Source organism: Alishewanella agri BL06 (assembly GCF_000272005.1).
Taxonomy (GTDB): domain Bacteria; phylum Pseudomonadota; class Gammaproteobacteria; order Enterobacterales; family Alteromonadaceae; genus Alishewanella; species Alishewanella agri.
Genome location: NZ_AKKU01000010.1, coordinates 57,602 through 70,330, shown reverse-complemented (window position 1 = coordinate 70,330; position 12,729 = coordinate 57,602). Strand labels below are relative to the sequence as shown.

The window sequence follows — 12,729 nt, the reverse complement described above, 5'->3', positions numbered from 1 at the left end:
GGCGCTATCCCTTAATCCAGAAAGCTGAACATATCGTCCACTTCGGCAAATTCATCTTCGACTTTGTTTTTCTCTTTTGCCTGCATCACCAGCTCAGTGGCAAACTTGCTGATAATGCTTTCCCAGCCTGATTTTTCATCGCGGATCAGGGCTTTAATCGAGGTTTCAACTTTCGGGGTTAATTGCCGGATCAGTGCCAGCAGACTTTTAGGGTCGTCATATCCAATGTTATGGGCGTCTTCTGCCAATTGCCGTTCGGTGTAGGCTTCTGCTTCTTCCAGATGTTCTTCATCTTCGTACAGTTTGTCTTCCCAATAGTTCTCGTATTCGAGAATTTCACCACGGTAAATTTCGATAAAAGGGATCGACAGATAGAATAAACCAGCCGGATCTTCGGCGATACACTCCAGTATTTCAGCCTGTTTCTCTTCGGTTTCCTGCGTACGGATCAGATAAGTCAAAAAATCGAAGGTATGTTGTTTCAGCTCTTCGGCATTGTTTTTGATCTTTTCTTCCCAGTACAGCGGTTGCTGACAAACGATGTCACGGATCTTCTCCGGCGTCATCAGCTCAGAAATAATCGATGGAAAAGACAGATCGTGCTGACTGTTGATCTGGGTCAGAGTGACGATGTCAATTTGTTCGATGACTTCGGACAGCTGCGCATCACTCATGGTGTTGGCAATGATCTCAAAGCGCTCGCTCGCTTGTTTTGGCTCGACCAACGCCAGTTGCCGGATTTCGTCAGCCGCGATTTTAATCAGCTCAGTACTCATTATTAGCCCTCGTGCTTAAAGCGGATTTCATCATATTGATCGTCATAGCCTTCTTCGTCGCTGTCGTCATCCTCGGCAGCGTAGCCATCATAATCGTCGGCGGTATAGTCTTCATCTTCGTCCGCTGCCTGCTCATCTGCTTCGTAGCTATCGTCGTCAGCATCTTGTTTGGCTTTACGTTTGGCGGCGGGCAGCGGCTTATCTTCAGCCAGTAAAAATAATGCAGCACAGGCTTCAATCAATAAGCTTTCAGAGTGGGCTCTGACCGCTTTGACTAAAGGCAGATCGGCATTATTAAACGCAATTGAAACTTTAAACTCATCCCATGACGGCATTTTGCCGCTGGCCAGCCATTGTCGCCATTGCGTTTTGGCTGCAGCCGGAAATTGTACCCGGCCGGCCAGGGCCAGTGGCAGGTATTCAGGCACGGATTCCAGCATTGCCGGATCAGCTAACAGTACCGCTTTCATTTTACTGGTGAACTGTTCCAGCGCTTTCGGGTTTTCCGGATCGCTGTAAGATTCGATATTTTCTTTAGCATCAGTTTGTAACTGGCGGATATGTGACAGATTTAACTTTTTTGCCATCTGGCTTCACCCATAATATTCATCCCACAGCTCACGCATCGCGGCAGTAGGATCAGAAACGATAACGTTATTGAAATCTTTTAAAAAAGCACTGCGCTGCTTGGGATCAGACAGCACCTCATAAGCTGTTTTGACGCGCTGCAATTGCATCGCGGCTTGTGCCTGTTCCTCTTCGGTCTGGCCATGTAGCTTGTCCGGGTGATACTTATTGGCTAAGCGTCGGTAGGCCTTTTTAATTTCATCCTCACTGGCATTGGATTTTATTCCCAGTACCCGAAAGTGATTTTGCATAGCTGTTAATCCTCAGACCGCCAAAGACGGTTAGCGCCGTATCGCAACTTTTTTGCAGCAAACTTAGCTGCAAAGCTAAAGCGCAGATCATAGCAGATTGCCAGGGGCGGGGCATAGCGACAGTTTTTTTATCACTGCCTCTTGTTAATTTTGCCGGGCACCGTCATCATTAACAAGTGGATTCCCTGCCGGGAACCCTGTCTGTTGCGGAGATGTATGCGCTGGTTTAGCGGTTTTGCCATCCTGTTGTATTTAAGCTTGTTGTGCACGCCACAAGGCTTTGCCGTGCAAGATTTACGGCTGGCGCCACTTGCTGATCATCAGATAACGGCCGTCACCGCAAAAGTTTACAGCTTAAATGAGCGTGCTACCGCCGCTGACGACAATGATGATACTGCCAGTATCAGCCCGTTAGCTATCGCTGTAACTGGTTCCCAGCTGCTTAATGCTACGGTTTTTTACTTTTATCAGACCCCATTCCATCCCAGCTTTAGTGCCCGCGCACCACCACAACAATAAACCTGTTATCGCTTGCTGTTTTTGTTGCTGGGTCAGTCACTGATCCGCGTTAGCTATGGTTTATTGTTATGGAGCTGTTATGCAGCTATTTAAGTTTGATACCTCTTTAAATTTTATGCGTTTTCGCTGGTTTGCCGTCGGGCTTTCCTCGTTATTGGTACTGTTGTCTATTGTGCTGTTACTTACCCGGGGGATTAACTGGGGTCTGGATTTTACCGGCGGCACCGTGCTGGAATTAAGTTTTGCCCAGGCGGCTAATCTGGACTTATTGCGTCAACATCTGACACAGGCCGGCTATGCCGAAGCGGTGGTGCAGTTTTTTGGCAGCAGTAACGATGTGCTGGTGCGCTTACCTTCAGGCGCCAGCGCTGTGCAGCAGCAGCTTGGCGAGCAAGTGTTTCAGCTATTGCAGGCACAAAGTGATGTCGCGATGACGCTGAGTCGGGTTGAGTTTGTCGGCCCGAGCGTCGGTGAAGAACTAAAACAGGATGGTGGGCTGGCAGTACTGGTTGCCTTACTGGGGATCCTGGTTTACGTTGGTTTTCGTTTTGAATGGCGTTTATCCTTGGGTGCGGTACTGGCGCTGGCACATGATGTGATTTTAACGCTGGGCTTGTTTTCACTGCTGCAAATTGAATTTGATTTAACGGTACTGGCAGCCATTCTGGCGTTAATTGGTTACTCGATTAACGATACGATTGTGGTGTTTGACCGGGTACGGGAAATGTTCCGTAAGCTGCGGGATGAAAGCGTATTAGAAACGGTCAATCAGGCCATTACCTCCACCCTAAACCGCACCGTGATCACCTCGGCGACCACTATGCTAGTGCTATTTGTACTGTATTTTAAAGGCGGTGCTTTAATCCATGGCTTTGCCACTGCACTGCTGTTTGGTATTGCTGTGGGAACCTACTCTTCCGTTTATGTTGCCAGCTCGGTGGCAGTGTTACTGGGGCTGAGTCGTGAAGACTTGATGCCACCGAAGCCGGTTGAAACGGAAGAAGGTGAGCCTTTAGTCTAATTAAACCAGCGTGGGTCAATAGCCAGCTTGAAGATTAGCGGTGAGAATTGCCGAAACGCCGCAGCATTATCCGGACATTGAATATTCTCCGGATAATGCCGCTGCCATGGATCATTGACGAGCGCCACCTGATCACCTACCACGGCAACACCCTCGATCGAGGTATTAGCCAGCGGCTCATAGGGCGGGCAACTGGTGTCTGGACGGGTAGGCGCGTAAAAGCGCAGTGGAACCACCTTTGCCGGTTGCTGCCGGCTTAAATCCAGCACCCAGAGCTGATCATCATTGCGTGCCGCAGCCAGCAGATAGCCGGGATGCCCCTCTTTTCTGGCCGGCAGAAAGTCCAGACCATTGATCGGGTGATCTTTGGCATCCGGTACCGGCAGCGGCAACTTGAGGTCAGTAATCTTAACAAAATCATCGCTGAGCCAGAAATCGTCGCTATAGGGCGTGACAAAGAGCATCGGCGCATTGGCCTGATTCTGCTCCAGCGCCAGATACAGGTTACGCTGATTGTCAAACGCCAGGCCTTCAATGCCATCATTTGGGAAGTTACCAACCTGAGCTGCTGCCGGGAACTGTACTGGCCGCACTGCCACGATTTCGGCAAAGCTTAAGGCTTTATCGGTTCGGATTTTTACCAGTAAGGTCGGATAGGCGGTGGAATGGGTAACGCCGAAGCGCCGGGCGCAATCTGCGGTTAAGTGAAATTTGCTTGAGTCTTCGGTGACGCTGATTAGCGTGCTGTCGTCCAGACGATCCCAGGTCAGGGATTCCCAGTCTGGATCGCCGGCTAACAGCTCGGCAAAGCAGCTCTGTTTTAGCGCCGGGTTGACGCTAATGGCGAGCGGGGGCGCGACCAGCTGCCCGGTTGCCGGGTTGATCCGCAGCAGCTTGTTTCTTAGTGCTGGGGTCGCGCTATTATCGCCAATATGTACCAGTTCACCATGGCGGTAGGTTAACCCTGAGCTTTGTGGGTCTGGGATCGTCTGCCCATTGCCATCGGTGAGCCATTGGCCAGCGAGATGCTGTTCGGTTAACCATAGCGCAGGCGTATCTGCCGCGACAGCATGGCTGCCAGCAAGGTTGCCAGCAAGGTTGAGAGTGCAGCCAGCGGCGAAAAGTAAAGACGTAACAGCAGGTTTCATTAGCGAATAGTCCGGAAATAAAAGGCGTATTCTGCCAGTGTCGGATGACAATTCAAGTTTTGCTGTGCCAGAGCACCATATAGTTTAAAAAATCGACACCAGCGAGAGCCAAAAAGCGCGCGGGCAAGGCAAGTTTTTGAAGGTTTAGTGGGCCTAAATCGAGAAAACTTAACGCAGCATGCGCGTTTTATGGCCTCGCCCTTCGGGAATGCCTGAAAAAACCTCACTCTGCGTTCTGATTGCTCGAAAGAGCGCCACTATTCCTTCGCAATCACGCCTTGATTGAGGTTTTTTCAGGCATTCTGGTACGCATTTTTTAAACTATATGGTGCTCTATTGACAACAAAAAACCCGGCGGACCGGGTTTAGATTGTTGGTGCTTGGCTTGATCTACGCTTGGCTGTGCGGTTAATAACCCTGAGCGTGCACATCGCGCACGGCACGACCAGACGGATCCGTCAGCTCGGCCATTTTGGCATCCCAGGCCAGCGCTTCCGGCGTCGAGCAGGCGACGGATTTACCGCCCGGTACACAGGCAATGGCGCCAGCATGCGGGAAGTGCTCTTCAAAGATCACCCGATAGTAATAGGCTTCTTTGCTATCCGGCGTATTGACCGGGAAGCGGAAGCTGGCGGTCGCCATTTGCTGATCACTGATCTCTTTCGCAGCATGGGCTTTCAGGCTGTCGATCCAGTTATAGCCAACGCCATCCGAGAATTGCTCTTTCTGACGCCACAGGATCTCATTCGGTAGTAAACCATCAAAGGCCTGACGCAGGATATGCTTTTCCATCTTACCGCCACCGCACATCTTCGCTTGCGGGTTTAAACGCATCGCCACGTCCATAAATTCCTTATCCAGGAAGGGCACCCGGGCTTCAATACCCCAGGCTGACATCGCTTTGTTGGCGCGGTTACAGTCGAACATATGTAAGCGCTCGAGCTTACGCAGCGTCTCTTCGTGGAACTCTTTGGCGTTGGGCGCCTTATGGAAATACAGATAGCCGCCGAAGATTTCGTCCGAGCCTTCGCCCGATAACACCATCTTAATGCCCATGGCTTTGATTTTGCGTGCCATCAGATACATCGGGGTAGAAGCGCGGATGGTGGTAACGTCATAGGTTTCTAAATGATAAATCACATCACGCAGCGCATCTAAGGCTTCCTGTACACTAAAATGGATGGTGTGATGCACAGTACCGATGGCGTCCGCGACCTTTTGTGCAGCCGCCAGATCCGGTGAGCCGGGCAAGCCAACAGCAAAAGAGTGCAGCCGTGGCCACCAGGCTTCGCTTTGATCATCATCTTCCACCCGGCGCTTGGCAAATTGCTGGGCAATGGCCGAGATCAGTGACGAATCCAGACCACCGGATAACAGCACGCCATAGGGCACGTCTGACATCAGGTGGGTTTTAACACTGTGTTCCAGCGCGGCTTTTAACTCCGCCTCGCTGGCCGGGTTATCTTTTACCGCGTCAAACTGCATCCAGTCGCGCTGATAGTATTTACGCAGCTCGCCAATTTTACTGTCAAAGTAATGACCTGGTGGGAATTCTTTAATTTGCTTGCAGACCGGTACCAGCGCCTTTAATTCTGACGCCACAAACAACTGACCATGCTCGTCATAGCCATAGTACAGCGGAATAATACCGATATGATCACGGGCAATCAGGTAGCGGTCTTGTTCAGCGTCATACAGCACAAAGGCAAACATACCATGCAGGCTGTCGATAAACTCAGCGCCGTGCTCTAAGTACAGCGGTAGAATGACCTCACAATCCGACTTGGTTTTAAACGGATAGGGCGTGGCCAGATTTTTTTCCAGTTGTTTGTGATTGTAGATCTCACCATTCACTGCCAGAATGTGATTTCGATTATCATTAATGAGGGGTTGGGCACCATTTTCAGTATCTACGATGGCCAGGCGCTCGTGCACCAGAATGGCATTGTCGTTATTCCAGATCCCGGACCAATCCGGGCCACGATGACGTAATAACTTAGATAACTGCAGCGCCTGCTGGCGCAATGCTTTAACATCGGTTCTGATGTCAAGCACCCCAAATATCGAACACATGATAACCTCTGATAATCAAATTAAATAACACATAGTTTGGCAGTATGTACGTCTATACGTACCCTCTGACTGTGCCATGCCCGCTTAAAATTGCAAGTGCTTTTTGGGCTGCTGGGCGAAATTTATCACTGCTCCGATTACTGAAAGTCAACAATGCTGAAAAATTCATCAAAAAGCCGTTTTACCCCACCTGCCGACTGGTCTGCCGCCTTACTAACGGCCAATCCCATTTTTACTGATTTGGTGGCGCGTTTTCCTCTGCAAAACCAGAGTCAGTGGCCCGAACCGGCTCAGCTTAACCACTGGCGGAGTAACACCGACTTTAGCTTTGTTGAAAATGCGCTATTGGAGCAGGATGGCCGTTACTATGAAGATTTTATTTTCGCCACCCGGCAAATCCCGACCCGGGCAGCAAACTGGCATGACTTTTTTGGGGCGCTGATTTGGTGTTTGTTGCCCCGCAGTAAGGCGCTGTTAAACCAAATGCATATCGCGGAGATCGCCCAGTATGGCCAGAAACAACGCACGCCGCTGCGCAATAAGCTGACGTTATTTGATGAGTGTGGTGTGGTGCTTTGTCTGGAACCCTCAGCGGTGGCACATGCCGGCTTACTGCGCGATCACCAGTGGCAACAAAGCTTTTGGCTGCAGCGGGCTGACTGGTGGCAGGGGGTGCGGCCGCTGATTTTTGGCCATGCCATTTATGAAATGGCAACAGTGCCTTTTATCGGTTTAACTGCCAAAGCACTATTTATCGAGGTGCCAACGGGCTTTAGCCAGTGGTCTTTAACAGATGCTTACACTTTTCTCGATGAAAAGCTGCTGCTGCAAATTGCTAACAATCACTTACTGCTTGATAATCTGCAGCTAACACCGCTACCCTTGCTGGGGGTACCGGGTTGGTACGCCGCAAATCAACAGGCGGAGTTTTATGCAAATACGGATTATTTTCGTCCACGTAGAAGGCCATAACAGGACAGGCAGATGATTGAAATAAAAAATCTGGCCAAGGCATTTGCTCTTGGTAAAGGCAGCAAACTTTCTGATACCGAAAAACAGGATGTGCGCTATGCCGATAAAGAATTTCGCTCGGTGCGTGATGTTAGTTTTCATTGCGGGCAGGGCGAAGTATTGGGTTTATTAGGCCCCAATGGTGCCGGTAAAACCACCACCTTGCGCATGCTCTCTACGGCATTGAAGCCGGATGCCGGCTCGGTACTGATTAACGGTGTCGATGTGCTGCGCGAGCCGGTTAAAGCGCGCAAACAAATTGGTTTTTTATCGGCTGATACCGGCCTGTACGGTAAGCTGAGTGCCTATGAAAATATTGCCTATTTCGGCCGACTGCACGGCATGAAGGAGGCCGCTTTAAAGCAACGGATTGATGAGCTGTTCACCATGCTGAATATGCATGACTTCGCCAGCCGTCGTGCCGACAATATGTCGACCGGTATGAAACAAAAAACTGCTATTGCCCGCGCGGTGGTGCACTCGCCGAAGGTGGTGATCCTGGACGAACCCACCACCGGCCTGGATATTATGACGGTACAGACGGTACTGGATTTTATTAAAGGCTTAAAACAGGTCGGTACCCCGGTGATTTTCTCTACGCACCATCTGGATGAAGTGGCCAGCTTATGTGACCGGGTGGTAGTGATTGATAAAGGGATCAGTGCGTTTTCCGGTGATCTGGCGGAGTTTAAAGCCCTGGCACCGACCGGTGATTTGCGTGACGCCTTTTTAGCTGTGTTAAAACAACAATCCAATGAGCAAGGAGCAGCCTGATGTGGCAGGTTTATTTAAAAGAACTCACTGAGCTGATGCGCGATCGTAAAACGCTGATCTTTGTTATTTTGCTACCGATTTTTATCTTTCCGGTGATTTTCGGCATTATGGGGCTGGTCTTATCCTCTACCACAGCCAAAGCTGCGCAGGAGCAACATAAGTATGTGATTGTTAATGCAGAGCAGGCACCTGAATTCGCTGAAGCCCTGTTCTATCACAAGAACTTTACCCGCGTTGAGTCGACGTTAACGACGCCGGAGGAGCTGACGGCCGCAATTCGTGCCGGTGAGTTCGCGGTGGCGATAGTGATCCCGGACGATTTTCAGGCTAAGCAGCAGAGTGTTGAGCAAAGCCAGTGGCAGCTGATTTATAATCAGTCCAGTCAGCTGGATTTTATGTCACGTTACTTTAATGAGTTACTGGAAAATTATACCGGCCAGTTACAACGCCAGTCTTTATCAGCACTGGGGGTCGATCCGGTAAAACTGACCGCTATTTTAAAACCGGTGTCAGTACAAAAAGTTGATACGGCCGATAAACGCGAAAATATTGGTGAAAAGTTTGGCGCCTTGATTGCTTACATCCTGATTCCATTGTGTTTGCTGGGTGCATCTTATCCGGCCATTGATATGGGCGCCGGTGAAAAAGAGCGCGGTACGCTGGAAACCTTGTTGATTTGCCCGGTAAGCCGTTCAGCGATTGTATTGGGTAAGTTTTTAACCGTGCTTACCACAGGTTTAGCGGGGGCACTGATCACCGTGGCCAGCTTTGGGATCTGGGGAGCCATTATCGGATCTTTTGCCGGTTTTGCCGTAGTGCAGGAAGCGATGGGCGCCATTGCTACGGTTGAGTTGTTATTAATTTTCCTGATGATTGTGCCAACTTCAGCCATTTTTGCCTCCTTGCTGCTGGCGATTTCGATTTACGCCAAAACCTTTAAAGAAGCACAAAACTATATGAGCCCGTTGTCGATTCTGATGTTTGTGCCACTGGCGGCAGCGATGATGCCGGGAGTTGAGTTGACCGGGAAAACGGCGTTAATTCCGGTAATGAATGTCGCACTGGCAATTAAGGAATTGATTAAAGGTACAGCAGACGGCACCATGATTGCGCTGATTTTCGGGGCGACTGTCGCTCTAGCGGCAGCACTGATTGCCTTCTGTGTGCACTGGTTCCAGCAAGAAAAAGTGCTGTTTCGTTAAGCAGGGCTCTTTTTGTCAATCAGCATCAAAAAGCTATTGATAACGATTCGCAATAATATTATGATGGCGCAGTTTTCTGAGAAGAGGCTGCGCCATGTTTGTTTGTATTTGCAAAGCGGTAACGGATAAAGCCATTAAGCAAGCTATTGCCGGCGGTGCCGAAACGATGCGTGAGTTAAAAGCAGAGTTAGGTGTCGGTAGTCAATGTGGCAAATGCGTCTGTCAGGCGCAGCAGATCCTGCATAATGAGCTGATAAAACAGCAACAATTAATCGACAGTCTGGCCAAGCCAGCTGCGTAAGTATGAATTAATCTGCAATCCCCACCTTTTGCTTATTTTCATTACAACCAAACAACGCCATAATAAGCCCTGATTTTTATCAGGGTTTATCGTTTTGGCATTTTGCTGGCCGGCGGCACTTTGACAGTTAGGAGTTGGGAAATGGATCAGATCAAACAGGTTGCCATTGTTGGCGGCGTGCATGGGAACGAATTCTCTGGCATTTACCTGGTAAAGCAGTATCAGCAACAACCTGAGCAAATTACTCGCAGTAGCTTTACTACCGAAACCGTTTGGGCTAACCCGGAAGCGCACTACGCCAACAAACGCTACCTGCACAGTGATTTAAATCGTCAATTTAAAACCGTCGATCTGGCGAATCCTGACCTGAGTAATTACGAACAAAGCCGTGCCAAGGTGCTGAATGCGCAACTGGGGCCAAAAGGCAATGCCCGCATTGATCTGCTGATTGACCTGCATAATACCACCAGCAATATGGGCGCCTGCCTAATCCTGACGCAAGCCGGCCCCTTTTATAATAAGCTGGCTGCCTACGTCAAAATGAAAATGCCGGAAGCCATTATCTCGCGTGATGAAGATCATTTTGCTGCTGAAGATCATGCGCTGATGTGTACCTTGGGTCGCTATGGTGTGCTGGTAGAAGTTGGACCACAGCCACAGTCGGTATTACGACAAGATGTGCTGGAGCTAATGCACCGAATGACGCAGCATATTTTGGATTTTGTCGAGCTCTATAATAAGGATGCGTTGCCGGCCTTACCAAAACAAACCGAAGCTTTCCGTTATTTGCATAGTATCAAGTTGCCGATGAACGAACGTGGTGAGCGTATTGGCATGGTACATAAAAATGTGCAGGATCGGGATTATCAGCCGATCCATCCGGGAGACCCATTGTTTACCTTATTTGACGGTACCGTCGTTCCCTATCAGGGAGAGACGGTGGTGTATCCGACTTTTATCAATGAAGCCGCTTATTATGATAATAATCTGGCTATGTCATTAAATGAGAAAGTCCTGATTGAATTGTAAGGATGTTTGGCTGTAAGCCATGCTTGGCAGTCAAAAGCTGAAATAACCATAACAGGAAGTTAACTCAGATGTCATTGCGTTACCGGGTGTTGTTACTGGCGTTGTTGTTGTCAGGTTTTGCTGTGTCGGCTGCTGAAAAGTGCAAGCAAGAGCAGTGTCACAATACGGTGGTCTTTATCACAGAGCACAGTATGCCCGGCACTTACCTGAACGAGCAGGGCGTACCGGCCGGTGTCATGGTTGAGCTGGTACAGGAGCTCAGTCGCAGGATGCAGCAACAGGGAGCGTATTTTTTAATGCCCTGGGCGCGAGCGATACAGCGAGCGCAACAAACCCCAAGATCGGTGTTGTTTGAAACGGTGCGTAATCCGGAGCGCGAAGCCTTGTTCAAATGGGTGGGGCCGGTTAAATTTTTCGATATGCAGCTTTATGGCCCGGCTGAGCTCGCTGGTTTAAGTATCAGCGCCGCTGAACTCAGCCAACGCTATGTTGCTTGTGGTTATCGCGGTGCTTCTTATCAACAAGCTTTAGAAAGCATGGGCTTTAACGAAGGCCAAAATCTGGTTCTAATGTCACGAGCCGGCGATTGTGTGCAAATGTTACGCCTGGGGCGGGCTGAGCTGACCCCACTTAACGTGCTGCGCCATGGACCACGTTTTACGCAGGCCGGGCTGAATCTGGTGCCATTACAGCCGATTAGCGAAGTATCGCTTTATCTGGCATTTTCTTTGGATTTTTCGGACGCTGAAATTGCGCTATGGCAGCAACAACTCGATCTAATGTTCAATGATGGTACGGTGCGCAAGTTGTATCAGGACACTTTTTCAGATGAATTGATTCAGCGTTTAGAGCGCGCGGCGCAACGCAGAATTGCAATACAGCAAACCGGGGCAGAGCGTGCTCCGTCAATAGAGGCCGCGCCTGGCCAGGAGCCATAAGCGCGGCTGCTAAGTTTACAGTTGCTGGTAACTGGCTTTTTTCTGAATTAACTCAATCGCATAATTATCCGGATCCCGGACAAAAGCAATCTCGGTCGTACCACCTTTAACTGGCCCGGGTTCCCGGCTGATGACGCCGCCCTTGGCGCGGATTTTGTCGCAGGCGTCGTACACGTTTTCCACCTCCAGCGCAATATGGCCAAAGGCTGAGCCTAAATCATAACTGTCTACACCCCAGTTATAAGTCAGTTCCAGTACAGCGTTACTGCTCTCATCACCATAACCGACGAAGGCCAGCGTATATTTATATTCCGGGTTTTCCGATTGCCGCAGCAATTTCATTCCCAATACTTCGGTATAAAAGGCGATGGATTTTTCCAGGTTACCAACCCGTAACATCGTATGCAGAATGCGCATTATCTACTCCTATTCGGTTTTCGTTTTGAACTCGCAAAGGTCTTCAATCAGGCATGAGCCGCACTTAGGTTTACGGGCGACACAGGTGTAACGGCCATGCAGAATTAACCAATGGTGGACATCCAGTTTAAACTCGGCCGGTACCACTTTTAGCAGTTTTTGTTCCACCTCATCGACATTCTTACCCGGCGCCAGTTTGGTACGGTTAGATACCCGAAAGATATGGGTATCGACCGCTATCGTCGGCCAGCGAAAGGCGGTATTCAGTACCACATTAGCCGTTTTGCGGCCGACACCGGGCAGGGCTTCCAGCGCTTCGCGATTTTCCGGCACCTCACCGTTATGCTGTTCTACCAGAATGCGACAGGTTTTGATGACATTTTCAGCTTTGGTATTAAACAAGCCAATGGTTTTAATATAATCTTTAACGCCGTCAACCCCCAGTGCCAGCATGGCTGCAGGCGTACGCGCCACCGGAAATAGCTTACGGGTAGCTTTATTCACACCCACGTCCGTCGCTTGCGCCGACAGCAAGACGGCGATCAATAACTCAAAAGGTGAGCTGTATTCCAGCTCGGTGGTTGGGTTCGGATTTGCCGCACGCAAGCGGCTTAATATTTCGATACGTTTTGTTTTATTCAT

At 49.7% G+C, this 12,729-nt stretch carries 15 protein-coding genes; 8 read left to right on the top strand and 7 right to left on the bottom strand.

Annotation, left to right across the window (positions count from 1 at the left end):
* Positions 1–11: 11 nt before the first annotated feature.
* Genes atcB through atcJ form a run of 3 tightly spaced genes read right to left on the bottom strand, consistent with a single transcriptional unit; the run spans position 12 to position 1,654 of the window.
* The gene (gene atcB / locus AGRI_RS04215) at positions 12–776 is read right to left on the bottom strand and encodes a cold adaptation protein AtcB (protein ID WP_008983761.1); all 765 of its coding nucleotides are present in this window, start codon (positions 774–776) and stop codon (positions 12–14) included.
* Between the two features lie 2 nt (positions 777–778).
* Entirely contained in the window at positions 779–1,363 is a 585-nt protein-coding gene (gene atcA / locus AGRI_RS04210) for a cold adaptation protein AtcA (RefSeq protein ID WP_008983760.1), read from the bottom strand.
* Positions 1,364–1,369: 6 nt separating this feature from the next.
* Entirely contained in the window at positions 1,370–1,654 is a 285-nt protein-coding gene (gene atcJ / locus AGRI_RS04205) for a cold adaptation protein ActJcold adaptation protein ActJ (protein WP_008983759.1), read from the bottom strand.
* Positions 1,655–1,870: 216 nt separating this feature from the next.
* Here atcJ and AGRI_RS04200 point away from each other — a divergent pair, with 216 nt between their 5' ends.
* Together AGRI_RS04200 and secF are read left to right on the top strand one after the other, a co-directional pair.
* Positions 1,871–2,173, top strand: a complete 303-nt coding sequence (locus tag AGRI_RS04200; protein WP_008983758.1) for a hypothetical protein — start codon at positions 1,871–1,873, stop codon at positions 2,171–2,173.
* 79 nt (positions 2,174–2,252) lie between these two features.
* Positions 2,253–3,194 (top strand): protein translocase subunit SecF, encoded by a 942-nt coding sequence (secF, locus tag AGRI_RS04195; protein WP_008983757.1) that lies wholly within the window; start codon positions 2,253–2,255, stop codon positions 3,192–3,194.
* Here secF and AGRI_RS04190 read toward each other — a convergent pair.
* Both AGRI_RS04190 and asnB read right to left on the bottom strand, forming a co-directional pair.
* Positions 3,191–4,342 (bottom strand): hypothetical protein, encoded by a 1,152-nt coding sequence (locus tag AGRI_RS04190; RefSeq protein WP_008983756.1) that lies wholly within the window; start codon positions 4,340–4,342, stop codon positions 3,191–3,193. The genes secF and AGRI_RS04190 overlap by 4 nt on opposite strands.
* Positions 4,343–4,750: 408 nt before the next feature.
* Positions 4,751–6,415 (bottom strand): asparagine synthase B, encoded by a 1,665-nt coding sequence (gene asnB, locus AGRI_RS04185; RefSeq protein WP_008983755.1) that lies wholly within the window; start codon positions 6,413–6,415, stop codon positions 4,751–4,753.
* 153 nt (positions 6,416–6,568) lie between these two features.
* On the opposite strand from asnB, the gene AGRI_RS04180 reads away from it, so the two are divergent.
* The 6 genes from AGRI_RS04180 to AGRI_RS04155 all read left to right on the top strand — a co-directional run bounded on the left by AGRI_RS04180 (position 6,569) and on the right by AGRI_RS04155 (position 11,670).
* Positions 6,569–7,387 (top strand): DUF3025 domain-containing protein, encoded by an 819-nt coding sequence (locus AGRI_RS04180; RefSeq protein ID WP_008983754.1) that lies wholly within the window; start codon positions 6,569–6,571, stop codon positions 7,385–7,387.
* A 12-nt stretch (positions 7,388–7,399) separates the two neighbouring features.
* A complete protein-coding gene (locus AGRI_RS04175; RefSeq protein WP_008608206.1) occupies positions 7,400–8,200 on the top strand; it encodes an ABC transporter ATP-binding protein in 801 nt (266 codons plus the stop codon).
* A complete protein-coding gene (locus AGRI_RS04170; protein ID WP_008983753.1) occupies positions 8,200–9,402 on the top strand; it encodes an ABC transporter permease in 1,203 nt (400 codons plus the stop codon). The genes AGRI_RS04175 and AGRI_RS04170 overlap by 1 nt, the downstream gene beginning before the upstream one ends.
* Before the next feature lie 94 nt (positions 9,403–9,496).
* Entirely contained in the window at positions 9,497–9,703 is a 207-nt protein-coding gene (locus AGRI_RS04165) for a bacterioferritin-associated ferredoxin (protein ID WP_008983752.1), read from the top strand.
* A 141-nt stretch (positions 9,704–9,844) separates the two neighbouring features.
* A complete protein-coding gene (locus AGRI_RS04160) occupies positions 9,845–10,732 on the top strand; it encodes an aspartoacylase (protein WP_008983751.1) in 888 nt (295 codons plus the stop codon).
* A gap of 68 nt (positions 10,733–10,800) precedes the next feature.
* Positions 10,801–11,670, top strand: coding sequence for a substrate-binding periplasmic protein (locus AGRI_RS04155; protein WP_008983750.1), 870 nt, complete (start codon positions 10,801–10,803; stop codon positions 11,668–11,670).
* A gap of 15 nt (positions 11,671–11,685) precedes the next feature.
* Here the strand turns inward: AGRI_RS04155 and gloA are convergent, their stop codons facing one another.
* Together gloA and nth are read right to left on the bottom strand one after the other, a co-directional pair.
* On the bottom strand, positions 11,686–12,087 hold the full coding sequence (gene gloA, locus AGRI_RS04150) for a lactoylglutathione lyase (RefSeq protein WP_008608213.1): 402 nt from the start codon (positions 12,085–12,087) through the stop codon (positions 11,686–11,688).
* Between the two features lie 9 nt (positions 12,088–12,096).
* Positions 12,097–12,729 carry an endonuclease III gene (gene nth / locus AGRI_RS04145; protein WP_008983749.1) on the bottom strand — a complete coding sequence of 211 codons (633 nt, stop codon included), beginning with the start codon at positions 12,727–12,729 and terminating at the stop codon, positions 12,097–12,099.